The 22001-nt window shown below is 66.1% G+C and carries 25 protein-coding genes; 10 read left to right on the plus strand and 15 right to left on the minus strand.

The annotated features are described in order from the left end of the window. The first annotated feature begins 141 nt into the window (after nucleotides 1–141). Nucleotides 142–1662 (plus strand): MATE family efflux transporter, encoded by a 1521-nt coding sequence (locus tag C442_RS00570; RefSeq protein ID WP_008307042.1) that lies wholly within the window; start codon nucleotides 142–144, stop codon nucleotides 1660–1662. Between the two features lie 294 nt (nucleotides 1663–1956). On the opposite strand, the gene C442_RS00575 is transcribed toward C442_RS00570, so the two are convergent. The 4 genes from C442_RS00575 to C442_RS00590 all read right to left on the minus strand — a co-directional run bounded on the left by C442_RS00575 (nucleotide 1957) and on the right by C442_RS00590 (nucleotide 6498). After that, nucleotides 1957–2412 carry an acyltransferase gene (locus C442_RS00575; RefSeq protein WP_008307048.1) on the minus strand — a complete coding sequence of 152 codons (456 nt, stop codon included), beginning with the start codon at nucleotides 2410–2412 and terminating at the stop codon, nucleotides 1957–1959. A 360-nt stretch (nucleotides 2413–2772) separates the two neighbouring features. After that, nucleotides 2773–4050 carry an adenosylhomocysteinase gene (locus C442_RS00580; RefSeq protein ID WP_008307050.1) on the minus strand — a complete coding sequence of 426 codons (1278 nt, stop codon included), beginning with the start codon at nucleotides 4048–4050 and terminating at the stop codon, nucleotides 2773–2775. Between the two features lie 44 nt (nucleotides 4051–4094). Next, nucleotides 4095–5060, minus strand: a complete 966-nt coding sequence (locus tag C442_RS00585; protein ID WP_008307051.1) for a hypothetical protein — start codon at nucleotides 5058–5060, stop codon at nucleotides 4095–4097. A 139-nt stretch (nucleotides 5061–5199) separates the two neighbouring features. Next, a complete protein-coding gene (locus C442_RS00590) occupies nucleotides 5200–6498 on the minus strand; it encodes an amidohydrolase (protein ID WP_008307052.1) in 1299 nt (432 codons plus the stop codon). Nucleotides 6499–6712: 214 nt separating this feature from the next. On the opposite strand from C442_RS00590, the gene C442_RS00595 reads away from it, so the two are divergent. Both C442_RS00595 and hisG read left to right on the plus strand, forming a co-directional pair. Further along, entirely contained in the window at nucleotides 6713–7855 is a 1143-nt protein-coding gene (locus C442_RS00595) for an MFS transporter (protein ID WP_049942768.1), read from the plus strand. A 66-nt stretch (nucleotides 7856–7921) separates the two neighbouring features. Beyond that, a complete protein-coding gene (hisG, locus tag C442_RS00600) occupies nucleotides 7922–8770 on the plus strand; it encodes an ATP phosphoribosyltransferase (RefSeq protein WP_008307054.1) in 849 nt (282 codons plus the stop codon). A gap of 302 nt (nucleotides 8771–9072) precedes the next feature. Here hisG and C442_RS00605 read toward each other — a convergent pair whose 3' ends face one another. Further along, entirely contained in the window at nucleotides 9073–9342 is a 270-nt protein-coding gene (locus tag C442_RS00605; protein WP_008307061.1) for a HalOD1 output domain-containing protein, read from the minus strand. 115 nt (nucleotides 9343–9457) lie between these two features. Continuing rightward, nucleotides 9458–9847: a DUF7473 family protein gene (locus C442_RS00610; RefSeq protein ID WP_008307062.1), complete on the minus strand. Its 390-nt coding sequence runs from the start codon at nucleotides 9845–9847 to the stop codon at nucleotides 9458–9460. Nucleotides 9848–9934: 87 nt separating this feature from the next. Here C442_RS00610 and C442_RS00615 point away from each other — a divergent pair, with 87 nt between their 5' ends. Further along, entirely contained in the window at nucleotides 9935–10966 is a 1032-nt protein-coding gene (locus tag C442_RS00615; RefSeq protein ID WP_049942769.1) for an RNA methyltransferase, read from the plus strand. Nucleotides 10967–11055: 89 nt separating this feature from the next. Beyond that, entirely contained in the window at nucleotides 11056–11211 is a 156-nt protein-coding gene (locus C442_RS21385) for a rubrerythrin-like domain-containing protein (protein ID WP_004960444.1), read from the plus strand. Nucleotides 11212–11239: 28 nt separating this feature from the next. Here C442_RS21385 and C442_RS00620 read toward each other — a convergent pair whose 3' ends face one another. The 5 genes from C442_RS00620 to C442_RS00640 are packed head-to-tail and all read right to left on the minus strand — an operon-like array spanning nucleotide 11240 to nucleotide 14166. Continuing rightward, on the minus strand, nucleotides 11240–11779 hold the full coding sequence (locus C442_RS00620; RefSeq protein ID WP_008307064.1) for a GTP-dependent dephospho-CoA kinase family protein: 540 nt from the start codon (nucleotides 11777–11779) through the stop codon (nucleotides 11240–11242). Nucleotide 11780: 1 nt separating this feature from the next. Next, the gene (spt4, locus tag C442_RS00625) at nucleotides 11781–11978 is read right to left on the minus strand and encodes a transcription elongation factor subunit Spt4 (RefSeq protein ID WP_008307065.1); all 198 of its coding nucleotides are present in this window, start codon (nucleotides 11976–11978) and stop codon (nucleotides 11781–11783) included. Beyond that, nucleotides 11978–12556 (minus strand): DNA-directed RNA polymerase, encoded by a 579-nt coding sequence (locus C442_RS00630; protein ID WP_008307067.1) that lies wholly within the window; start codon nucleotides 12554–12556, stop codon nucleotides 11978–11980. The genes spt4 and C442_RS00630 overlap by 1 nt, the downstream gene beginning before the upstream one ends. A 3-nt stretch (nucleotides 12557–12559) precedes the next feature. After that, nucleotides 12560–12937 (minus strand): DUF188 domain-containing protein, encoded by a 378-nt coding sequence (locus C442_RS00635; protein WP_008307069.1) that lies wholly within the window; start codon nucleotides 12935–12937, stop codon nucleotides 12560–12562. Beyond that, on the minus strand, nucleotides 12937–14166 hold the full coding sequence (locus C442_RS00640) for a translation initiation factor IF-2 subunit gamma (RefSeq protein ID WP_008307071.1): 1230 nt from the start codon (nucleotides 14164–14166) through the stop codon (nucleotides 12937–12939). The genes C442_RS00635 and C442_RS00640 overlap by 1 nt, the downstream gene beginning before the upstream one ends. 357 nt (nucleotides 14167–14523) lie before the next feature. On the opposite strand from C442_RS00640, the gene C442_RS00645 reads away from it, so the two are divergent. The 3 genes from C442_RS00645 (at nucleotide 14524) to C442_RS00650 (ending at nucleotide 16732) form a co-directional block, all read left to right on the plus strand. Next, on the plus strand, nucleotides 14524–15411 hold the full coding sequence (locus C442_RS00645; protein WP_008307072.1) for a winged helix-turn-helix domain-containing protein: 888 nt from the start codon (nucleotides 14524–14526) through the stop codon (nucleotides 15409–15411). A gap of 151 nt (nucleotides 15412–15562) precedes the next feature. Then, entirely contained in the window at nucleotides 15563–15739 is a 177-nt protein-coding gene (locus C442_RS21975; protein ID WP_008307074.1) for a hypothetical protein, read from the plus strand. Between the two features lie 42 nt (nucleotides 15740–15781). After that, on the plus strand, nucleotides 15782–16732 hold the full coding sequence (locus C442_RS00650) for a DUF5787 family protein (RefSeq protein ID WP_008307075.1): 951 nt from the start codon (nucleotides 15782–15784) through the stop codon (nucleotides 16730–16732). A gap of 15 nt (nucleotides 16733–16747) precedes the next feature. Here the strand turns inward: C442_RS00650 and C442_RS00655 are convergent, their stop codons facing one another. The 4 genes from C442_RS00655 to C442_RS00670 form a co-directional block, all read right to left on the minus strand. Then, the gene (locus tag C442_RS00655) at nucleotides 16748–17044 is read right to left on the minus strand and encodes a hypothetical protein (protein WP_008307076.1); all 297 of its coding nucleotides are present in this window, start codon (nucleotides 17042–17044) and stop codon (nucleotides 16748–16750) included. A gap of 62 nt (nucleotides 17045–17106) precedes the next feature. Beyond that, nucleotides 17107–17982 carry an MBL fold metallo-hydrolase gene (locus C442_RS00660; RefSeq protein ID WP_008307077.1) on the minus strand — a complete coding sequence of 292 codons (876 nt, stop codon included), beginning with the start codon at nucleotides 17980–17982 and terminating at the stop codon, nucleotides 17107–17109. Between the two features lie 44 nt (nucleotides 17983–18026). Then, nucleotides 18027–18302: a hypothetical protein gene (locus C442_RS00665; RefSeq protein WP_008307078.1), complete on the minus strand. Its 276-nt coding sequence runs from the start codon at nucleotides 18300–18302 to the stop codon at nucleotides 18027–18029. Nucleotides 18303–18386: 84 nt separating this feature from the next. Beyond that, a complete protein-coding gene (locus C442_RS00670) occupies nucleotides 18387–19736 on the minus strand; it encodes an ATP-binding protein (protein WP_008307079.1) in 1350 nt (449 codons plus the stop codon). A gap of 118 nt (nucleotides 19737–19854) precedes the next feature. On the opposite strand from C442_RS00670, the gene C442_RS00675 reads away from it, so the two are divergent. Further along, complete coding sequence (locus tag C442_RS00675) at nucleotides 19855–21435, plus strand: HVO_2922 family protein (protein WP_008307080.1); 1581 nt, start codon at nucleotides 19855–19857, stop codon at nucleotides 21433–21435. 87 nt (nucleotides 21436–21522) lie between these two features. Then, on the plus strand, nucleotides 21523–21993 hold the full coding sequence (locus tag C442_RS00680) for a pyridoxamine 5'-phosphate oxidase family protein (RefSeq protein ID WP_049942749.1): 471 nt from the start codon (nucleotides 21523–21525) through the stop codon (nucleotides 21991–21993). Nucleotides 21994–22001: the final 8 nt, after the last annotated feature.

A 22001-nucleotide genomic window follows, 5' to 3' on the forward strand; every position in this document is an offset into this window, starting at 1 on the left:
GCGGAGCGAGCGGTTCTGTATCTGTGTGAAGCGAGAGCCCTGCCTGCTACGGGCATGTGAGTTTCTGTCAAACCAGCGATAGCATTTACGCCACGGGGAGCGACCGTGTCGGTATGGTCCCAGTGTGGAGGTGCCTGCGCGATGAGTGACGCCGCCGCCCAGTCCGAGCGGTTCACCGAGGGCGCGCTGCTGTGGCCCCTCCTGACGCTTGCCGCGCCGCTGGTGGCGACCCAGCTCCTGCAGACGGTGTACAACCTCACGGACACGTTCTGGGTCCTCCGGCTGGGCACCGACGCGATGGCCGCGCTGTCGTACTCCTGGCCCGTCGTGTTCCTGCTCATCAGCGTCGGCGGGGGCATGACCGCAGCGGGGACCATCCTCGTCTCGCAGAACACCGGCGCAGAGAACGAAGGCCGCGTGAACTTCGTCGCCGGACAGACGCTGGGCTTCGTGACCCTGCTGTCGCTCGCCCTCTCGATAGCCGGCTATCTGCTGACACCGACGCTCCTCTCGCTGCTGGGCAGCCAGCCCGGGAGTGCCGTGCACACCATGGCGGTGTCGTACACCCGCATCGTCTTCCTCGGCCTGTGGTTCATGTTCGGCTTCTTCGTCTTCCAGGCGCTGCTGCGTGGCTGGGGCGACACGAAGACGCCGATGTACCTGATGACCGGCAGCGTGGCCCTCAATGTCGTCATCGACCCGGTGTTTATCCTCGGGTTCACCGACAACCCCCTGTTCGGCTGGCTCGGTCTGGAACCGCTGGCGGCGTGGCTCTACGCCCACACCGGCTTCGAGGGAATGGGCGTCGCCGGGGCGGCGATTGCGACGGTTGGCTCCCGCGGGCTCGCCGCGGTGGCGGGCTTCTGGCTCCTGTTCAGCGGTCGGGTCGGCATCACGCCGTCGCTGTCGGCACTGCGACCACAGATGGCACCCGTGCGGAAGATCGTCCGCATCGGCGCGCCGGTCAGCGTCGAGCAGAGCACGCAGGCCCTGTCGGTCACACTGATGACCGTACTGATCGCGCTCGTCGGCGACAACGCCGTTGCTGCCTACGGCGTCGGGAGCCGCTTTACCACCATCGTCTGGCTCCCGATGGTCGGCATGAGCATGGCCGTCGAAACCGTCGTCGGCCAGAACCTCGGCGCTGGCCGGCGTGACCGCGCCAAGCGGGTCGTCTACCACGCCAGCGCCATCCTCGTGGCGGCGTTCCTGGTCGTCAGCGTCGTCGCGACGCTGTATGCCCGCCCCATCGTCGGCCTGTTTGCCGGCACGAGCAGCGGTCCCGTGGCCGACCACGTAGTGACGTTCATTCACATCGTCGCGCCCACCTACGCCGTGATGGCCGGCTTCCACATGATGAACGGCGCGTTCCACGGCGCTGGCGCGACCCGGCTCTCCATGATTCTGGGCCTGACGACGCTGTGGGGCTTCCGCGCCGCGCTGGCAGGGGTCCTCATCACCGTCGTCGGCCTCGGCGCAGTCGGCGCGTGGTACGGCATCGCCGCCTCGAACGTCGTCTCGACGCTAGCTGCGACCGTCTGCTTCCTGCACGGCGGCTGGCTGGGCAACTCGCTGGCGACCGAGGACGACGAGCCGGCCACCGCGACCGACGCAGCATCGGACGCCGAATCACCGGCCGAGGACGACGGGACAGCGACGTAACGTCCGCTCGTTCAATCAGTCACGGTGGGCGGTCCGCTGGCGAGAAATCGTCTGAGTATCGTAGCCTGTGTCCGGAACCGGACCGCAAACCCCGATTCGGTCGGAACAATGCCGAAATATCATTTCCGGTCATGCCACTGCCGCAGCGTGGTTTTGCTGTCCATCTCCCGGGACGGTCCGCTGGGACGTTGAAACCGGGATGCTGTGCCAACGCTCATACTGTCGGCTGTAAGTCTGTAAAGAATTTCGCCACCCGGGGTGGCGAATATCTTAAAATAGTTACAGCCAACAGTATCAGAGGGAGCGCTGTACCGTCTCCGTGGCGCTCCGGACCACGGTCTCGGCTGGGACGTCTTCGGTGACGGTGGTTCCGGCACCGACGACGGCGTTTTCGCCGACCGTGACGCCCGGGAGAACCACCGCGCCAGCACCGACGAAAGCCCCGTTCTCGATGGTTATCTCGTCGAACGTGTCGTTCTGAAACTCCATGCCCGCGTCGGTGAGGTCGTGGGTTACGCCGACGATGGAGGCGTTGGGCCCGACCTGGACGGACTCGCCAAGCGTCGCGTTCTCGACGTAGGCGTTCGCGTTGATATCGGTCGGTCCGTGGATGGTCGCCTTCTTGATTGATGCCCCCTCGTAAATCTGGACGCCGTCACCGATGTCGGCGTCGTGGATCGTCACGTATTCCCGAATCTCGACGTTGCCCAGCGTCGCGTTCTCGACCTGGACGGTCTCGTGAACAGCCATATGCGGATGTCAGCGCCGACCGTAATCATCGTGGCGGCGGCCAGTGTCGGAACTGGATATGGGAGTCGTAGCGCGGCTCGAAAAAAGTCGCCAGTGGTCGGCGCTCTGGGAGGAATGCCGCCGCTCGACTGAAAGGCGGTCTTCGCTTCGTTCGGAGCGTCCTACGTCTCACGGGTCGCATCGCTCCCCGCACGGGTATTCGAGGCCTCCCGCTGGTCGGCCTCGCTATGTCTCGCGGGTCGCTGCGTTCCCCGCTGCGCGTTCCGGCGGGCCGCTCCTTACGGTCGCGCCCCGCCCTACGTCTCACGGGTCGCATCGCTCCCCGTTCGACTGTTCGGTTCTCGCGCTTGGCGCGAGAACCTACGTCCCGTGCTGCCAGGAATCCATATACTCGACCTGGGTGTCAGTCAGCGAGTCGAAGTCGACGCCCTCAGCGTCGAGCTTGATTTCCGCGACCTCCTTGTCGAGTCGGTCCGGGACGGCGTGGACACCGGCCTCGTAGTCGTCGCCGTTCTCGACCAGTTCGCGGACACAGACGGCCTGCACGCCGAAACTCTGGTCCATCACCTCGACGGGATGGCCCAGTGCGATGGGGGTCGCGAGATTGACCAGCCGGCCCTCGGCCAGCACGTTCAGGCGGCGGCCGTCGGCCATCTCGTAGGTCTGGACGCCGTCGCGGGCCTCGTAGGTGTCTGCGGCGAGGTCCGACAGCGCGTCGAGGTCGACCTCCACGTCGAAGTGGCCGGCGTTGGCGAGCAGGACGCCGTCCTGCATCGCCTCGAAGTGCTCCTCGACGATGACGTCACGGTTGCCGGTGGTCGTGATGAACACGTCACCCTCGGCGGCGGCTTCGGCCATCGGCTTCACTTCGTAGCCCTCCATGTGGGCTTCGAGCGCGCGGCGGGGCTCGACCTCGGTGACAATCACGTCGGCGTTCTGGCCGCTGGCTTTCATCGCAACACCCTTGCCACAGTCGCCGTAGCCGGAGACGACGACGGTCTTGCCGGCCCACGAGAGGTTCGTCGTCATGGCGATGGAGGCCAGCGAGGACTCGCCGGTACCGTGAACGTTGTCGAACAGGCGCTTCATCGGCGTGTCGTTGACCGCGAACACGGGGTAGTCGAGTTCGCCGTCCTCGTCCATCGCGCGCAGTCGGTGGACGCCGGTGGTCGTCTCCTCTGCACCACCGACGATGGTGTCGATGAGTTCCGGGTAGTCCTCGTGGATAGCCGCGACGAGGTCCATTCCGTCGTCGACAGTGATGGTCGGCTCGTGGTCGATGACGGCCTCGATAGCCGCGTAGTACTCCTCGTCGTCGACGCCGCGCTCGGCGTAGGAGGTGATACCGTCGACGGCGTCCAGTGCGGCGCTTACGTCGTCGTGCGTCGAAAGCGGGTTACAGCCGGTGATGGCGACTTCCGCGCCACCGATTGCGAGGATTTCCGCGAGGACGGCGGTCTTGGCTTCGACGTGCATCGCCATGCCGATTCGCTCGCCGTCGAAGGGCTGGTCGGCCTCGAACTGCTCGCGGAGCACGCCGCAGATGGGCATGTGCTGGATGGCCCAGTCCATCTTTCGGCGGCCGGAATCGCGAGCCTCGTCGAGGTCGTCAAGTCGCTCGGAAATAGGCGTCGTCATGTCACGACAGAGGGAGAGAGTTCCTAAAACGCTACCGAAGCCGCTCAGTTACCGCGCTCGTCCGGCGGGCCGGCGTCGTCCGGTGGGCCACCATTGCCGCCGTTGTTGCCGTTGCCGCCGTCATCGTCGTCCTCGTCAGCGTCGTCTGGCTCCTCAGTCTCGTCGTCCGGTGCTTCGGTTTCGTTCTCGTCGTCTTCGGTTTCGTTCTCCGTGTCGTCGTCATCGCGGTCCTCGGGCGGCCCGGCGTCTTCCGGAGGGCCACGGCGGTCGTCCTCGGTTTCGTTCTCAGTTTCGTTCTCGTCGTCATCGCTGTCCGGGCCGCGGACCTCGGGCGGTCCGGCGTCCTCGGGCGGGCCGCGTCGGTCGTCCGTCTCGTTTTCGGTCTCGTTCTCGTCGTCACCGAAGATGTCCGCCGGCGGACCCTGTCGCTCACTCGGGTGGGTCTCGTTGTCGTCGGACTCGTTTGCACCGGTGACGTGTGCGGGCGGGCCGGCGTGGTCCGGCGCGTTGCCGGGGTTGTTCGCGGTCACGAAGCTGGCGACGGCCGGGCCGATGCCGCCGGTCCGGTTCTCGTCGCTCAACAGGTCGCTCACGTAGGCCGACACTTCGAGTCCGAAGGTGTCGAATTCGGTGACGTTCTCGGGCACGACGGTCAGGTCCGCCGTCGTCGTCGCGGTGTGGTTGTCGGCCGTCGCGGTCACGTCGACCGTGACGTTCTGCTCGGGCGCTGGCAGTCCGACCGTCCCGTCACTGTCGGTCGTGTAGTTGCCAGTTCCGGCGTAGGAAGCGTTATCAGCCGACTCCACGGCGACAGAGGCGTTCTCGACGCCCGTCTCGTTCTGTGTGACCGATACCGTCGCGCTGCCGGCGTCAGCCTGTGAGACACCGACCGCGAGGGTGTTCCCCGCGCCGGTGTTGCCGGCCGAGTCCGCAGCGGCCGCCAGACCCGGACCGACGGCCAGCAGGGCCAGTCCGACAGCGGCGTACAGTGCGAAGAGTTTGGTGCGCATCGTACCCGATACGTTCGCCGAGAGAGCGATAAACACCCCCTCCCGTTCAACTCGTTCACGCCGTTCGCAGCATCGACAACACCGCCTGAAATATATTTATACCGTTTAAAACCCGTTCTCAGCGTTTAATCAGACCAACTCAGTCACCGGCTCGTTCGACCAGCGCGGACGCGTGGTCGCTCGCTCGTTCCCGGACGGCCTGCTCGTCGAACACCTCGACAGTGCGGTCGCGCATGAGCACTTCGCCGTCACAGACCGTGTGGCGAACGTCGCTCCCGTGGACGGCGTAGGCCAGATGCGAGACGAGGTCGTGGGCCGGCGTCAGATGCGGGGCGTCGAGGTCGATGACGGCCAGGTCGGCGTTCGCGCCGACTTCGATGCGGCCGCTGTCGAAGCCCAGCAGGGCAGCGCCGTTTTCGGTCGCCATTTCGACGACAGTGCCAGCGTCGACCGCGCTGGCGTCGTCGGCCGCGAGTTTACCTATCATCGCCGCATCGCGCATCTCGTCGAACATGTCGAGGTCGTTGTTCGAGGCCGCGCCGTCGGTTCCGATGCCGACGGTGACGCCGGCGTCCAGTAGGTCCTGTACCGGAGCCATCCCGCTGGCGAGCTTCATGTTCGAGGCCGGGCAGTGGGCGACGCCGGTGCCGGTCTCGGCCAGCAGGTCGATCTCGCTGTCGTCGACGTGGACGCCGTGGGCCACGTAGGTGTCGCCGTCCAGCAGGCCGATGTCGTCGGCGTAGGCGAGCGGGCGCTGTTTGTGCTCGTCGACGATGGGTGTCACCTCGTCGCGCGTCTCGTTGGCGTGCAGGTGAATCGAACGGTCGTCGTCGAGGGCCTTCGGGACGTACTCGCGCAGATACTCCTCGCCGACGGTCGTCAGCGAGTGCGGTTGGAACGTCGTCCGAATCCGGCCATCGGCCGCCCCGTCGAGTTTCCGAGCCACGTCGAGGCTCTCCTGGAGGTCAGATCGCGCGGCCTCGTCGTCCTTGCCGACGGTGACTGCGGTAAAGCCCAGAACGGCCCGCATCCCGGCCTGGTCGACTGCGTCCGCGATTTCCTCGACCTCGAAGTACATGTCCGATAGTGCTGTCGTCCCCGACCGGATCATCTCGACCAGCCCGAGTTCCGCGCCGGCGCGGATGTCCTCGGCGGTCAGTTCCGCCTCGACGGGCCAGACGTCTTCCTGCAGCCAGGCGTCGAGAGGCTTGTCGTCCGCGAGGCCGCGCAGCAGCGTCATGGCGACGTGGGTGTGGGCGTTGACCAGCCCGGGAATGACCAGGCCGTCGCTGGCGTCGAGTTCGTCGTCGCCGTCCAGTGTGCCCGGTTCGTCGACCGCCACGATATCGCCGCTGTCCTGTGAAACCAGTACGTCCGCACGCTCGACGGTCAGGTCCGGCCGGAGGACCTGCCCGCCGGTGACGAGGAGTTCACTCATGGCGGTGGCTTCGCAACCGCGGGTCTTAGTTCGCCGGGTCCACAGCGCCGCTGTGTGTCGTGTTGCCACATCCCTGGAACAGGCTGACCGCCGAGACGGTGCCTGTTCCGTAGGGGTCTTTCCCCTCCGGCGCGTTCGGAAGGCCAAGAGCATGGCGACGGCAGAGCGCATCCGACAGCGGGTCAGCGCGATGCGGCACGGAAGCCCGGTCCGAATGCTGCTTGCCGTCGCTGCCGGCTGGTTCCTCGTCCTCGGGATGCGGTTCGTCGTGCCTGCGGTTCTGCCGACGATACGCGAGGAGTTCGTCATCTCGAACACACAGGCGGGGCTCGCGGTCACGGTGCTCTGGCTCACGTACGCGGCGGTACAGTTTCCGGCCGGAGTTCTGATCGACCGGATCGGGGAGCGGACGCTGTTGGTGGCCGCGGCGTTGCTGTCCGGCGTCGGGTTGCTGGGCTACTTTTTCGCGCCGGTGTTCTCGCTGTTCCTCATCGCGACGGGCGCGTTCGGGCTCGGGACGGGACTGTACGGCCCCACCCGCGGGACCGCCCTCTCGCGGACGTTCGACGCCCGCGAGGGGACCGCCTTCGGTGTCGTGATGGCCGCCGGCTCTCTCGGAGCGGCCGCACTGCCCGCCGTCGCCGCGTTCGTCACGACCCGGTACGGCTGGCGGCTGGCGCTTGCCAGCGCCGCCCCCCTGTTCATGCTTGTCGCCGGCGCGCTCTGGCTCTCGGTCTCGGACCGTCCGACCGTCGAGTCCGAACGGAGCCTCCGACGGGACCTCCGAACGGTCCTCGTCGGCTTTCGCAACCGCCGGCTCGTGCTGTCGGTCTCCGGCAAGACACTGATGCTGTTCGCGTTCCAGGCCGTGACAGCGTTTCTCACCACGTATCTGGTTACGGTCCGGGACCTCTCACAGGGGACCGCCGGGGCGCTCCTCTCGGTGCTGTTCGTCGGTGGCGCGCTCTCACAGACCGTCACCGGCCGGCTCGCCGACCGGTACGGAACGCCCAGTGTCCTGACCGGTGTCGCGCTCGTCAGTACCGTTCCGCTCGTACTCATTCCGTCCGTCCACGGCGTCGTGCCGCTGGCCATCGTCTCCGGTGTCATCGGGGTTCGGATGAGCGTCGGCCCACTGGCAAACGCCTACATCGTCGATACGCTGCCTGACGCCGCCGAAGGCACCGGCTGGGGCCTGCTCCGGACCGGCTTTTTCGGGATTAGTTCGCTGGGCTCGACCGCTGTCGGCCTGCTCGCCGACCAGAACCTGTTTTCGGTCGCGTTCTACGGTCTCGCCGGTCTGACGCTCCTGGCTGCGGCTACCTTCGTCGTCCTCCCACGCCGGGACCGCCTGTAACGGCTCCGTCCACAGCCGGTCAGTCCAAGGGGAAAGACAGTTGCCCCGCGGCCTGCCAGTAGGCGTATGCGAATCGCCGTCCCCAACAAGGGCCGCCTGCACGAACCAAGCGAGGAACTGCTCGAACGGGCCGGCCTCCACCTGGTCGACGGGGCCGACCGCCAACTGCACGCCGACACCGTCGACCCGGACGTGACCGTTCTGTACGCCCGTGCCGCCGATATTCCCGAATACGTCGCGGACGGCGCTGCCGACGTAGGTATCACCGGCCTCGACCAGGTCCGGGAGTCCGACACCGACGACCTCGTGGAACTCCGCGACCTGGAGTTCGGCCGCTGTCGCCTCGTCCTCGCCGCGCCGGAGGACAGCGACATCGAGACCGTGTACGACTTCGAGGGCGGCCGCATCGCCACGGAGTTCCCCAGAATCACCCGGCGGTACTTCGACCAGGTCGACGTCGACGTGGACGTGACCGAGGTGTCCGGCGCGACGGAACTGACCCCTCACGTCGACATCGCCGACGGCATCGTCGACATCACCTCGACCGGGACCACACTCCGGATGAACCGGCTGGCCGTCGTCGACGAAGTCCTCGAAAGCTCTGTCCGCCTGTTCGCCCGCGAAGACACCGCTGATGACGAAAAGGTCCAGCAGGTCGACACCGCGCTCGGCTCCGTCCTCGCCGCCGAAGACAAACGCTATCTGATGATGAACGCCCCCGAGGACGCCCTCGACGACGTGGAGGACGTGCTTCCGGGCATGGGCGGCCCCACGGTGATGGACATCGCCGGCTCCGAGCAGCTCGCCGTTCACGCCGTCGTCGAGGAGCGCGCCGTCTTCGAGACGATTAGCTCGCTCAAAGACGTGGGCGCAAGTGACATACTGGTGACAGAGATAGAGCGGCTGGTTGAATAGTACCTTTTTACTGCGGGGGTTTCCTCGCGCCTACGGCGCTGTGGGAACCCCCGCTTGCAAAAATCTACGCTAAAAACGACCGCCGAGTCGCGGCCACGGCCGCGCTCGGCGTGAAACGGCGGCCTGCGGCCGCCGTATGCTCACGACACCGGTACGGCTACAACCGCTTTCGCACCGATACGGTGGCTAATAGCATCCTTGATGGGCAGACCAGAAGTAAGGCTGGACACCTGGTTACCCCAGAAGTCCGAAATCAGAGATGCTGAAGGGAGAAAAATCACCGATAGAAGGCCGCAGATGGGTTAGCTCGTCTCTGCAAACGTCTGTGACCGCTCGATCCTGATACACTCGTCCGCGCCGACCGTGACGACGGAGTCGCTGAACTGGAACGATACCAGGTCCCGCTGACGACTGTCGGGCCCGCTGTCGCCTCTGAATAGGTCGTTCAGTGCTTCGGGGTTGACCACGTCGTACAGGGACGGGAGCGTCCGCGGGTGACGGTCCTCGACGGTACTCACGGCACGGACGACTGCCTCGCTCACGGATTCAGTGGGCTGCACTTCGCGCTTCATTACATTTATCCTATAATTCAGGTTAAGTAATTGGTTGTGGTTTTCACGTTCGCTATGGTTTTTATTATCCGGGTGAATCGAACGCCAGCGGGTGGGAAGCCCCGCCGAGATGCGGTCACACCAGGTTGAAGATGTTGTTCAGCGCGAACCCGAGGACGGCTGCGAAGGCCAGGTGCAGCGCCACGAGCGGGGCTGTCGAGCGGGTCGAGAGCCGGTACGTGGTACTAATTGCGATACCGTCGGCCACCATCGTGAGCACGAGGACGACCAGCACACCCAGATCCGCCGAGACGATCCCGGACTCGACACCCCAGCGCTGGAGAATCAGGGAAACGACCGCCGGTGCGGTGGCGGCTTTGGCCGCGAGCTGGCTGGGCACGTCGCCGATGAAAAACGTCGCGGCCAGGTGGAGCGTGACAGCGTAGAAGAGCCAGGTGACGAGAACGGTAACGAGGACGGCGAGGATACCGCCACCGGTCAGGCTGGAGAACCCGGACTGGAGCATACCCGAGGTTCGGCGGCCGCTCGCTTGTGCGTTTTGTTCCCGGGCGCGACCGGCACGCTCATAGCCGCTCGGCCACACCGCTCGGGCGTGTACGTCCTCGAACTCGGCGGGCAGGACGACGCGTTCGCGCGGCGGGAGGCAGCAAGCGCCGCGAGCGCCGTCGACACCCTCGCGCCCGGACTGGCGACGGCACGGGGCACCAGCGACCGCGTTCGCCACCTCGCGTTCACCCACCGGGCCTGTGACCTGATCGGAACCGCGGACCCCGACATCGAAAGCGCCGCCGCGCTGCTGTCGGCCGCGACCATCGACCGCGAGGGGAGCGTCGCCGTGCGCGCGGTCGACGTGCGAGCGAGCACTGGCATCGACACACAACAGGCCGAGCGGACGCTGGGCGGCGTGCTCACCGACCGCGGCTTTCCCGTCGACCTCGACGACCCCGACCACGTCCTCTATGCCTATCTCTCGGATCCCGACGGCGACGAGGAGGACGGGACCGGCGAGGCCTGCTGTGCGCTGGGCTGGCTCGCCGCCGAGAGCGTGCGGGACTTCGGGGGGCGTCAGCCGACGGACCGCCCGTTCTTCCAGCCCGGCAGCATGGACCCGCTGGAGGCCCGCGCGCTGGTCAACATCGCCGGAGCAGGCCCGGAAGCCACGATACTGGACCCGATGTGTGGCACCGGCGGCCTCCTGCTGGAGGCGGGCCTCGTCGGGGCCGACGTGGTCGGCGGCGACGCACAGCCGAAGATGGTCTCGGGGACGCGCGAGAACCTCCGGTACGCGCTCGACGGCGATGGCCATCCCAACAGGGACGCCTATCCCGAACCGGGCAGCTGGGGGGTGTTCCGCTCCGATGCGTCCGCCCTGCCGGTGGCCGACGACGCCGTCGACGCCGTCGTCTTCGATGCCCCCTACGGCCGTCAGTCCCGTATCGAGGGCGAACTGGCTCCCCTCGTTTCCGGTGCGCTCGGCGAAGCCAGCCGCGTCGCAGGGCGGTGCGTGCTGGTCGCCGACCGCGACTGGCGCGAGGCGGGGAGCGATGCAGGCTGGACCGTCACCGACTACTTCCAGCGGCGAGTGCACCGTTCACTTGTCAGGCACGTCCACGTTCTTGGGTGAACATACGTACACTTTCTCTGGACAGGTGTTGTGATTTATTGCGGTATGAGCAAGATTTATGCCATGACAAATGCTAATTAGTACCAAGTATGCCGACGTGGTCAGACCCCGCCCCGTGCGACGACGACGAACAGTTATTCGAATGCCCGGACTGCGGAAAGCGCCTCTGTAGCGAGCGCTCGACGGTCTCCTGTGGCCGCTGTGAGACAGAAATGCAGAACCTCAGCGTGCCACGGCCGGAATAAAACCAGTCGCGTCCCGTTTTCTCGCCGGTTACTCCGACACGAGCGCAATCGCCCGCTCGGCGTCACCGTCCATCCGCTCCAGCAGCGACCGGACCCGGTCCCGGGCTTCGGCGTCACAGTCTGCCAGCACCATCCCTTCGTCCGGTTGGCCGTACACCACGCTGGCACCAGCAGGCGCGGCAAGCACTGCGGGGAGCGTCGCGAGGTCCTCCTCGCCGTCGACATCGAGAAGCGTCGTGTCGCCGCTGTCGATACCGTCCCTGAGCGCAGCAAGCAGTTCGGCGGTGAGTGTCGCGGCCGGGTTTGACACGTCTCGCTTCCGGTCAAACCCGTCGATAGCCGCCAACACGTCCGCGTCGACGGCCGAGCGTTTGGTCCGTTCGTCGACCAGCGCGAGGTCGGGCACCCGTCCGGCCTCGATGAGGTGGTAGGTGACCATGTCGCCGACGGCGATGATCGGGTCCCCAGCGTCGGCCAGTAGCGCCGCTGTGTCGGTATAAATACGTCCGAGCGGCTCTTTGAGTTCGTGTCGCAGGTCACTCGGGAGTTCGAGAACGACGTCGGACACGTTAGCGGACTTTCAGCGCGTACTTGCCCGGCTCAGTCACTTCCATCTCCGCGGCGATGTCGGAGCGCTCCGGATGCGCGATGACGACGTAGCCGGCCCAGTCCTCGGTCAGTGCGGTGCCGCCACAGGCCTCACACTGGCTTTCGATTTCCGCGCCCTGGACGCGGTGACAGTCGCGGCAGACGAGTCGGTCCGCCATCAGCTATCACCGACTTCCGCCGTCCCTTCGCGGCGCTCGCGCTCCTCCTGGAGCCAGCCGTGCTTGCCCAGGCCGACCTGTTTGGCCGTCAGGCCGATCTTGGAGTCGCGGGGATTGCGCTCGTCGATGCTCTTGGTGACGATGCGCGCCCGGACGGCGTCGCCGACGGTGAGCGTCCGGTTGGACTCCCGTGAGGCGAGTTGCTGGTTCTCCTCGTCGTAGGCCAGATACTCGTCGGAGATCTGGGAGACGTGGAGCAGGCCGTCGACCGGCCCGATGCCGATGAAGGCCCCGAAGTTGACGACCTCGACGACCTCGCCGTCGACCACTTCCTGCATCTGTGGGTCGAACGTGAGGGCGTCGAACTCGGCCTCGTAGTAGACGCCGGGCTTGTTCGGCAGCACGGCACCGGTACCGATGTCGTGGACCTCGATGACGGAGACGACGCTGCCGACGTCCTCGTCCATTCGACCTTCGAGCTTCTCTTGCAGGAGCCGTTTGACCAGCCCCGGACTGACCTCCGCCAGAAAGCGTGGCGGGACTTCGACCGTATCGCGTAGGCGTACCCGTTTATACATGTGTTATGGTTGAGTGATACCCAGTTTGTTCCGGCCCCTTAAACTAATTACTGGAACGCCCGCGTCCAGCAGGCGTCGTTTGAGGGGGGTGTCGTTCGTGACCGCGTGTGTCGCATCGTCTGCCTGTGCCAGTTCGAGGACGGCGTCGTCCGCGTAGTCCGCCGCGGTCTCCCGAACCGTACACCGGTCGAGCAGGTCCTGCCCGACCGAGGCGGCGGTCGCTTCCGCGCCGGCCCCGTCGGCCAGTTTCGCCAGTTCCTCGCGAACGGCGGCGGGCGCGACGTACTCCGTCGTGTCCGGCAGGACCCTGTCGAGTTCCTCGAACAGCCGCACGTTGCATTCGACCGGCATCATCAGCGCGTTCGTGTCCAGCACGATCATCACCGCAGCGTGCCGACGCCGATGAGCCGCCACCGAGCGCCGACACGGCGGTTGATGGCGATTTTCGAGCCCGAGGCCGCACAGACCGGGCGCTTGAGCGCGACTTCACATTCGTCGTCGCGCGCGCTCGTGACCGAACCGACCGTGGTAGCGGTACCGATAGTCAGCATGAGCGGTTCGCCGGTCGAGATTTCGTCGACCTCGCCGCCGTCGTCGCCGACGATGCGTTCGAGCAGGTCCACGTCCATCGTGAACGTCTCGTGGACCGGCGGGAGGCTGCCGGGCGGGCCGGCGACCTGGCCGGCAAGCGCGTCGCCTTTCGTGATTGCGGGGTCGAGACCGGTCCCGACGCCGAGCAGGCCGCCCGGCGTGACCGTGTCCACGAAGTCACCGCCGGACTGCAGCGAGCGGACCGTCGTCGTCACGGGCTGCCACTCAGTCTTGCCGCCTTCCTCGACCTCGCGGCCGGGCCGGAGTTCGATTTCGTCGTCGACTTCCAGTTGCCCGCCTACGAGCGAGCCGCCGAGCACGCCGCCCATCAGGTCGTCCCAGGTCGTCCCGGGGCGGTTGATGTCGAACGAGCGCGCGACCATCATGCGGGCGTCCTCGTCCGGGTCCCGTTCCGGCGTCGGAATCTCGGACTGGATGGCCTCGATGAGCAGGTCGATGTTGGCCTCCTGACCCGCGCTGATGGGGACAATCGGTGCCCCCTCCGCGACGGTTCCCTCGACGAACTCCTGAATCTGCTCGTAGTTCTGCATCGCCCGGTCCTCGTCGACGAGGTCGACCTTGTTCTGGGCGATGACGATGTTGTCGATGCCGATGATGTCGAGCGCGCTCAGGTGCTCCTCGGTCTGGGCCTGCGGGACGGGCTCCGTTGCCGAGATGACGAGGACGGCCCCGTCCATGATAGCCGCGCCGGACAGCATCGTGGCCATCAGCGTCTCGTGACCGGGCGCGTCCACGAACGACACCGTCCGGAGGTGGTCGGTGTCGACGTCGTGGTCGTCGCAGTGCTCGTCGACGGTAAACGCCTCCGGCTCCTCGGCCTCCGGACAGCGACGGAACGTCGCGTCGGCGTAGCCGAGTCGGATAGAGATACCGCGCTTCATCTCCTCGGAGTGCTGGTCGGTCCATTCGCCGGACAGCGCCTGTACGAGCGTCGTCTTTCCGTGGTCGACGTGCCCGACGAGTCCGATGTTCACCTCCGGTTGTTTGTTCGATGTCATTTCGAGAGTAATCTTGGTGGAGTTTCGCCGCGTGCAACTGATAAACCTACTGTTTGCGCCCGGAGCACCCCCGCCGAACCCGGTTCAATCGCCGGTTTGGTCTCTGCTGACGGCGGCAACGTCACCATATTGCTCGGTATCGCCCTCGATATAGCGACGCGACCCCTGTCGGTTGGTGCGAGCGACAAGCTGTACGAGTCGGATGTCACGCCGGCAGTCGCCGTTCCGATAGCTCCGGTTTGGTGAGTGAGAGTCCGCCGCTGAGGCGAGCGTGGCTACAGCCCGCTCCCGTCAGAAGTGTTACGTAACTGTGTTTCTGTGAACGCTTTTGTTCCCAGGGGAACAAGTCCACGCACGATGCGAGTCGATGAGTCCCCCGAAACGGACGCCAACATGGACCCGGCGACGGCGTTTTCGGTCATCGCGAGCGAGACGCGCCTGGACATCCTCGAGGCGCTGTGGCGCGCTGAGGACCGCCCGGTTCGCTTCTCGGAACTGTTTGATGCCGTGGATCTGTCCGACAGCGGGCAGTTCAACTATCACCTGCAGGAGCTCACCGGCCAGTTCGTCAGCCAGGGAGCGGACGGGTACGACCTCCGACACGCCGGGGCGCAGGTCATCCGTGCGGTGCGGGCGGGAACGTTCACACGGACGCCCGACATCGACCCGTTCCGGGTGACCGGCGCTTGTACGCGGTGTGGCGGCGGCCTGCTGGCCGAGTACGCCGACGAACAGTTCGCTATCGACTGCGAAGACTGCGGGAAGGCCCATGGCGAGTATCCGTTCCCGCCGGGCGGCCTGGTCGACCGGACACCGGCGGAAGTCGCGACGGCCTTCGCCGAGCGGGTGCGACACCTCCACTGTCTGGCCGCTGACGGCGTCTGCCCGGACTGCGCCGGCCGAATGCGGACAGATATATCTCGTGATGGCGACTGCTGTCTCGACGTGTCGGTCCGCGCCGAGTTCGTCTGTGAACAGTGTCGGCACGAACTCTGTTCGCCCGTCGGGCTGACACTACTGGACGACTCCCGCGTCACGGCGTTCTACGACGACCACGGCGTCGACCTGTCGAGTCGCCCCTACTGGACGCTCCCCTGGTGTGTCGACGACCAGTACACGACCGTCGAAGGCACCGACCCGTGGCGACTCGCGGTCCGGATTCCGCTGGCCGAGGCGGAACTGACCGCCTATCTGGACAGGGACCTCCAGCCAGTCGAGTTCGAGCGGCAGGCCTGCGGGCACTGAGCCGACCCGCCGGATATACGGTTGGGGCTGTGCCCAGCGAGCTATTTTCCCGCTGACTGAAATCGTCTTCAGGAGAGGGCCGGTACGCATCTCCCGCAGAAATATCATTCAGATTATACTTATCGCGTTTCGGGACCATCGTTTCACTGTAATGTACCAGCCTGCGCCCTACGCCGACCCCGAACTGTACAGACCGACGTATCCGCCGCTGACCGTTCGTTCCCTCCTCGGAGTGCTGACTGTGTATCTCGGCTTCCTGGCGATACTCTCACTGAGTCCGGTCCTTGTGCTGGCGGCGCTGGCCTGTCTCTTCGTCGCTATGCGGTAACCGGGCGCGGGGCTTTTGCCCGTCCCAGCCCTCCGTCCGGCCGTGCGGGAGTTTGACTTCGAACTGGCGCTGTGTGCCCACCTCGAACGCGAGGGCCACCTGGTGAGCCGCCAGCTCGGCGGCGCGGTCCACGGCCGGCGAGTGCTCGATACCGTCGTCGTCGAGCCGGGACCGGAGTTCGAGGAGCGGGCGGCCATCACCGCCGAGCGGCTCCCGACAGCCGCCATCGAGAGCGACGTCGGTCCGGGTCGGGCGCGGTACTGGAAGGACGCCTTCGACTGCCACCCCGACCGCGCCGAACGGGCCGTCGAACTGGCGGTCGAGCGAGGGTTCTTCGAGCGCGAGCGTCGCGGCGGTCGGACGTACGTCCGCCAGACGACGCGATACCCCGACTGGGTCGGCGAAATCGTCGCCATCGAGAACAAGCCGGACCTGGGCCGGCCCGGCGACCTCGAATCGCAACTGCGGACCGACGTGTCGCTCGCGCTCGCCGACCGCGTCGTGCTGGCGACGGCCTCCTACGTCACTGGAGCCCACCTCAACCGGATCCCCGACGAAGTCGGCGTCTGGCGGTTCGACGCCGACAGCGGAACGATAGACGTCCGTCGGAAGGCGACACCACTGCCGACCGACGATACCGGCGTCGAACTGCTGGAGGAGGGGCCGGTCCGGACGGACGTGCGGATCGTCGATTCCGCTGAAAAGGCCCGCGCGCGTCGAAAACTGGCCGAGCGAGCCTACGGCAAGGGATGGCGGAGTTTCGACTACCCAGCGTGTGACCACTGTTCGCCCGACAGCGACGGGAGTCCGTACTGCCAGTGGAAGGATCGAGCTGTCCGCGAGAGCGACGAATGCGGCCCGGACTGCGGGGGCTACGAGGCGGCCGACCCGCCGGCCGTCGACGGCGACTCGCTCCGGGCCGAGCGGACGCCGTGGCGGGCGGACCCCGACGGGCGCAGGCGTCGCCAGTCGGGACTGGATCGGTTCGGCTAGGAAAAGTCGTCAACGCTACCGGTCGTCGTCGCTTGACGACGCGTTATCGGGCGGGACGCCGCCATCGCCAGCGGTCGGACGGCCGTGCTGTTCGTAGTTGTCTTCGGTCACCGTCGGAGCCTCGGTTGCGACCTGCGCCGCGTGCTTCCTTCTGGCCTGATAGTTCGCCGCGGCCGCGAGCCCGATGCAGGCCACCAGTCCGACGACGAGCACCCAGTCGATGCTGCCCACGATGCCCTGTTGGGCGGCGACTGCGAAGACGCCGCCACCCAGCGACAGCCCACCGACCTCCGCGATGCCGCGCCTGTCCATACGGCGGCATTATCCGCCAGTACCTATAAGCTACGGCCTGTTTCACGGAGCCGAACGGGCCATTAGAGCGTGAACCGCTCGCCGTCGAGTCCGATGTCGTCGGCGAAGGCCCTGTCCGCGGGGACGTAGTGCGCGGTGTGGACGATGCGGTAGTCGTCGGCCCCGATGTCGGCGGCGAAGTCCCGTGCACCGGTCAGGGTCATGTGTTTCGTCCCGAAGGTCCGCGGAACGCCGTCCTCGTCGTGGTGCGTACCGCCTTTCGGGTGATACTCGCAGGCTGCCGGATGGACGATGCCCTCGACGAGCGCGAGGTCGGCCCCGGTCAGCACGGATTTCGAGCGGTCGGGCACGTCGTAGCAGGTGTCGCCTGAAATCGACAGCACCGCGCCGGTCTGTGGTTCCTCGATTCGCAGGCCGTAGCACAAAAGCGGCGGGTGGGTGACCGGGACGAGCGTCACTTCGAAGCCAGCGACGGTGAACGGCTCGAAGGGGGTCTGTGCGTGGACCGACACCGTATCGAGGTAGTCATAGCGGCTCCGGACGCCCTCGGCGACGCTCTCGCCGGTCACCGGGTCTGTCTCGTCGGCGGCGTGGACCGGAAGTTCGTCGAACAGGCGATAGGCGTTGCCGAGGCCGTCGAGGTGGTCGAAGTGGACGTGCGTGACGATAGCCGCGTCCGGCAGCGGGACCGACTCGCGGAGGAACTGGTGGCGGAAGTCCGGGCTCAGGTCGATGAGCAGCGACTCCCCGGTTTCGTCGTTCGCCACGGCCACGGAGAACCGCGACCGCTCAACGCCCCCGGTCGGGTCGATGCCGCGCTCGCGGACGCGGGCCCGGAGTTCCTGGTCGGGGTCGCGCGCCCGTTCACACGTCTCGCAGTCGCACTGGACAGTCGGCGTCCCCGTCGTGTCGCCGGTCCCAAGCAGCGTGACCTCCATTACCGTCCCTTCGGAGGGCGACCCGCCTAAGCCCCTCGCTTTCGTTACTGGGTGTCGGCGATGTCCTCCGGATCGACGCCCTGTCGTTCCATCGTCGCCGCCAGCAGGGACTGTGCGCGCTCGTCGGAGAGGTCGTCGAACAGGCAGTCGAAAAACCCTTCGAGCAGCGCCGGTCGGATGCGCAGGTCGACGTACTCGACCTGTTTCCCGGCGATAACCACGTCTACGTCCCACTCGCCTTCGTCGGGGTCGGTCATGCGAACGTCGACCCACGACTCCGCGGGGTCGTCTGTCTCGGTGAACACGTCGTCGTCAGCCATGGCTACAGGGAATGTCCCCTGTATTGATAAGTAAATCGCTGGTACCGACGGCCAAAACGGACGCTTAAACAAGTGAGACGCCGCTCAGTGGTCGTGATCGTGGTCGTGATCGCTGCCGCCGTCACCGGAGAAGCCGCCGCTCCCGGCCACGAGCGCGTCGGCGTCGCCGTCCATCATGTCCATGTTCTTGAGGTTGTCCCGCTCCTCGAAGTCGATGATGGCGTCTTCGAGATCCTGTTGCGTGAGCGTGGTCCGTTCCTCGGTCAGGGCGTTGAGGACGGCCTCACGGAGCACGAGTCGGAGGTCGCTGCCGGTCAGCCCCTCGGTTAGCTCCGCCAGCGTCTCGGGGTCGAAGTCGTCGATCTCCATCTGCTGGGTGACGATACGAAGGATGTCCGCGCGCATCCCGTGGTCTGGCTTGGGGAAGTTGACAATCTCGTCGAAGCGCCGCCAGGCGGCGGCGTCGAGCTGGTCCGGGTGGTTCGTCGCGCCGATGAGCAGCACCTCGTCCTGAATCAGGGATATCTCGTCGATGCTCTTCAGCAGGGTGTTGACGGCGCGCTTGATGGCGGCGTGTTCGTCGGAGGACCGGGTCTTGGCGACGAAGTCGAACTCGTCCATGAACAGGATACACGGCGAGAGCCGCTTTGCGACCTCGAACACCTTCTCGACGTTCTTGGCCGTCTCGCCGAGGTACTGGCTGGTGATCATCGACAGCTTCACCTCGACGAACGGGAGGTCGAGGTCGTGGGCCAGCGCCCGGGCGACGCTCGTCTTGCCGGTCCCCGGCGGACCAACAAAGAGGAGTTTGCCGATCTCTCGCAGGCCGATACGGGCGAGGTAGTCGCGGTGCTCGATGGCTTTGACGATTTTCTGAATCTCGTCTTCCTGGTCGGTCGTCAACACCAGGTCGGCCAGGGTCATCTCCACCTCTTCGGGGGCGCGCACGTCGACCAGGTCCAGCATCTCCTCGTCGTCCTCGTCGTCGGTGTCGAACGCCTCCTCCAGTTTGGCGTCGATGAACGCGCGGTCGGCGCGCGACGGTCGGTTCTGCTCGCGGGCCCGCTCGTAATCCGCACCCTCGACCTGGTCCTCGAAGGCTTTCGCCAGAACCGGGTTGTCTTCGAGGGCCGCGGCGTCGACCCGTTCGAGGAACCACTCCTCGGCGAGGTCGCGGTCCGTCATGGAGATGCTCCCCGAGAAGTCGTCGCGGTCGGTGAACATCAGGCCGGAGATGGCCGCCCAAGGCCGCTCGACGCCGGTGGCCTCGCTCGCGGTCGTGTTGGTGACCGACAGCGGCCGTTCGATCTCGCCGTCGCTCCAGAAGACGGACCGGTACGAGGCCGGGAGGTCGTCCGGTTCGAGGTCCCGCCGCTCGCTGTAGATAGTGGCCGTCAGCAGAAACTCAACGACATCCAGTTCCGGATTGCTCATTCCCACTGATGTTACCACGCAACCGGTATAAGTCACTCGAAGCCCCGGTGACCGACACCAAGGTAATATACCCCCTCTGTGTACTCCCAACGTGGCAACTGATAACACATTAATCAGCGTGTATCGGAACCGCATCGGCGAGCCGACGACCGACGACGAGGCCTACGGCTACTGGCTGTTCGTCATCGGCATCGTACTCGGTATCGTCGGCCTCCTTCTGTTTTACCTGACAGCATCGCGGAGCACGCCCCGGCAGTTCGGCTATCTGCTGGGAGCTATCGGGCTCATACTGCTGTTTGCGGGACCGACGATCAGACTGCCGCTGACACGGCGTGGGCTGATACTCACCTATCTCGGTGCCGTAATCGGACTGGTCGCGATGGTGTGGTTCACCACGTTTTATCCGTCGAACTGGACCGGTCCCGAGGGGAACCCGGCAGTGACGCTGTACATCGTCGGCCTCGGGCTGATGGCAGTCGGTGCGGTCGTTTCCCCGCTGCTGACCGGGCGGAAGGAAGCCTACGACGAGGCGGTTCAGACAGCGCAGGAAGCAACCGAAGTGGCCGAGCAAGCCACACAGGACGCCGACCAGGCGTCCCGGGAAGCGACACAGCAGTCTGAAGTTGCCGACCGAGCGACCCGCAAGCGCAACAGGCTGGCAGAGGAGTTGGCGACCAGCGAGGCCGCCCGCGAGGAACTCGCGACCGTCACCGAGGCGACAGAGGCGGAACTCGCCGCGGCCCACGCCACCATCGCGGCCGCGATGGACAGCAAGGCGACGTTCGAACTGTACGAGGACTCGGCGGGCAAGTACCGCTGGCGGCTCCGCCACCGGAACTCCAATATCATCGCCGACAGCGCACAGGGCTATTCGTCGCGCCAGAAGGCGATGCAGGGGCTCCGCAGCGTCCAGTCCAACGCCGCCGGCGGGACCGTCGTCTTCTTCGAAGACGCGACCGAGGACGACACCGCCGAGGACGTGCCGGTCGTGCCGGCTCCCGAAAGCGACGCGACGTTCGAACTGTTCGAGGATTCGGCCGGAGAGTTCCGCTGGCGCTTGCGCCACGACAACGGCAACATCCTCGCCGACAGCGGCGAGGGGTACGCCTCGAAGTCGAACGTCCGACGGGCGCTGCAGAGCGTTCGCGCGTACGTCCCCGGCGCGGCGTATCTCAGGGTCGACCCCGTCGCCTACGAGGTGTACGCCGACGCCGCCGGCCAGTTCCGCTGGCGCTTGCTCCACCGCAACGGCAACATCCTCGCCGACAGTGGCGAGGGGTACAGCTCCCGGTCGAACGCCCGGCGGGCGGCCCGACGGGTGAGCGAACTCGCGCCCGACTCCGAGGTCGACGACGGCTTCGAGGTGTATCAGGACAACGCCGAGGAGTGGCGCTGGCGGTTGCGTGCGGCCAACGGCGAACTTGTCGCCGACAGCGGCGAAGGCTACGCGAACCGGTCGAAAGCCATGGATGCCGTCGAGCGGGTCCAGTCATACGCCGCCGACGCCGACCTGCTGGATATCGGGAGCGCAGCGTTCGAAGTGTACGAGGACAAGGGCAACGAGTGGCGCTGGCGGCTCCGCCACCGGAACGGCGAGATCATCGCTGACTCCGGCGAGGGGTACGCCGAGCGCAACAAAGCCGTCGCCGCCATCGAGCGGATCAAGCGCCACGCCCCCGGTGCAACACAGGAAGAGTAGCGGCGACCGAGACGCCCCGGCGGGCAATTCCCCGTAGCGAGGAATAGCCGAATTAATTAAACAGGGTTCGGTCGAAGTTACACCTATATGACAATAGATGCCCTCGAAGCGGCCGGACTCACGCGCATGGACGACAGCAACATCGCGGCGTTTCTGTCGAACCAGCGGGTCGGCGTGCTGGGCCTGCCGACCGAGAACGGACCGTACATGATTCCCCTGTCGTTCGGGTACGACGGTGACCGCTCGCTGTATTTCACCTTCATCGGTGGGTCGGCGAGTCGCAAACAACAGTTGACCGAGGCGGCAGCGAACGCGGCCGTGCTCGTGTACAAGGTCGAGTCGATGTTCCACTGGGAGAGCGTCCTGCTACAGGGCGGTATCGAAGCCGTCCCCGAGTCCGAGTGGGACGAACTCGCGGACGTGCTCGATACGGCGTGGCGGCCGGAGCTGTTCGAGGACGCCATCGAGGACGGCGACATCACAGTCTACCGGTTCCGCATCGACGAAAAGGAAGGGCTCAGACACGCCGGCCTGCCGCCGGGGTTCGAACAGGAGTGAGCCCACTG

It is taken from the genome of Haloarcula amylolytica JCM 13557 (assembly GCF_000336615.1).
Classification (GTDB): Archaea; Halobacteriota; Halobacteria; order Halobacteriales; family Haloarculaceae; genus Haloarcula; species Haloarcula amylolytica.

What these genes read in the sequence shown, in the direction of transcription:
- C442_RS00570 (WP_008307042.1), top strand. Translation starts at nt 142, where the DNA reads ATGAGTGACGCCGCCGCCCAGTCCGAGCGGTTCACCGAGGGCGCGCTG.
- C442_RS00575 (WP_008307048.1), bottom strand. Translation starts at nt 2,412, where the DNA reads ATGGCTGTTCACGAGACCGTCCAGGTCGAGAACGCGACGCTGGGCAAC.
- C442_RS00580 (WP_008307050.1), bottom strand. Translation starts at nt 4,050, where the DNA reads ATGACGACGCCTATTTCCGAGCGACTTGACGACCTCGACGAGGCTCGC.
- C442_RS00585 (WP_008307051.1), bottom strand. Translation starts at nt 5,060, where the DNA reads ATGCGCACCAAACTCTTCGCACTGTACGCCGCTGTCGGACTGGCCCTG.
- C442_RS00590 (WP_008307052.1), bottom strand. Translation starts at nt 6,498, where the DNA reads ATGAGTGAACTCCTCGTCACCGGCGGGCAGGTCCTCCGGCCGGACCTG.
- C442_RS00595 (WP_049942768.1), top strand. Translation starts at nt 6,713, where the DNA reads ATGCTGCTTGCCGTCGCTGCCGGCTGGTTCCTCGTCCTCGGGATGCGG.
- hisG (WP_008307054.1), top strand. Translation starts at nt 7,922, where the DNA reads ATGCGAATCGCCGTCCCCAACAAGGGCCGCCTGCACGAACCAAGCGAG.
- C442_RS00605 (WP_008307061.1), bottom strand. Translation starts at nt 9,342, where the DNA reads ATGAAGCGCGAAGTGCAGCCCACTGAATCCGTGAGCGAGGCAGTCGTC.
- C442_RS00610 (WP_008307062.1), bottom strand. Translation starts at nt 9,847, where the DNA reads ATGCTCCAGTCCGGGTTCTCCAGCCTGACCGGTGGCGGTATCCTCGCC.
- C442_RS21385 (WP_004960444.1), top strand. Translation starts at nt 11,056, where the DNA reads ATGCCGACGTGGTCAGACCCCGCCCCGTGCGACGACGACGAACAGTTA.
- spt4 (WP_008307065.1), bottom strand. Translation starts at nt 11,978, where the DNA reads ATGGCGGACCGACTCGTCTGCCGCGACTGTCACCGCGTCCAGGGCGCG.
- C442_RS00630 (WP_008307067.1), bottom strand. Translation starts at nt 12,556, where the DNA reads ATGTATAAACGGGTACGCCTACGCGATACGGTCGAAGTCCCGCCACGC.
- C442_RS00635 (WP_008307069.1), bottom strand. Translation starts at nt 12,937, where the DNA reads ATGATCGTGCTGGACACGAACGCGCTGATGATGCCGGTCGAATGCAAC.
- C442_RS00640 (WP_008307071.1), bottom strand. Translation starts at nt 14,166, where the DNA reads ATGACATCGAACAAACAACCGGAGGTGAACATCGGACTCGTCGGGCAC.
- C442_RS00645 (WP_008307072.1), top strand. Translation starts at nt 14,524, where the DNA reads ATGCGAGTCGATGAGTCCCCCGAAACGGACGCCAACATGGACCCGGCG.
- C442_RS21975 (WP_008307074.1), top strand. Translation starts at nt 15,563, where the DNA reads ATGTACCAGCCTGCGCCCTACGCCGACCCCGAACTGTACAGACCGACG.
- C442_RS00655 (WP_008307076.1), bottom strand. Translation starts at nt 17,044, where the DNA reads ATGGACAGGCGCGGCATCGCGGAGGTCGGTGGGCTGTCGCTGGGTGGC.
- C442_RS00660 (WP_008307077.1), bottom strand. Translation starts at nt 17,982, where the DNA reads ATGGAGGTCACGCTGCTTGGGACCGGCGACACGACGGGGACGCCGACT.
- C442_RS00665 (WP_008307078.1), bottom strand. Translation starts at nt 18,302, where the DNA reads ATGGCTGACGACGACGTGTTCACCGAGACAGACGACCCCGCGGAGTCG.
- C442_RS00670 (WP_008307079.1), bottom strand. Translation starts at nt 19,736, where the DNA reads ATGAGCAATCCGGAACTGGATGTCGTTGAGTTTCTGCTGACGGCCACT.
- C442_RS00680 (WP_049942749.1), top strand. Translation starts at nt 21,523, where the DNA reads ATGACAATAGATGCCCTCGAAGCGGCCGGACTCACGCGCATGGACGAC.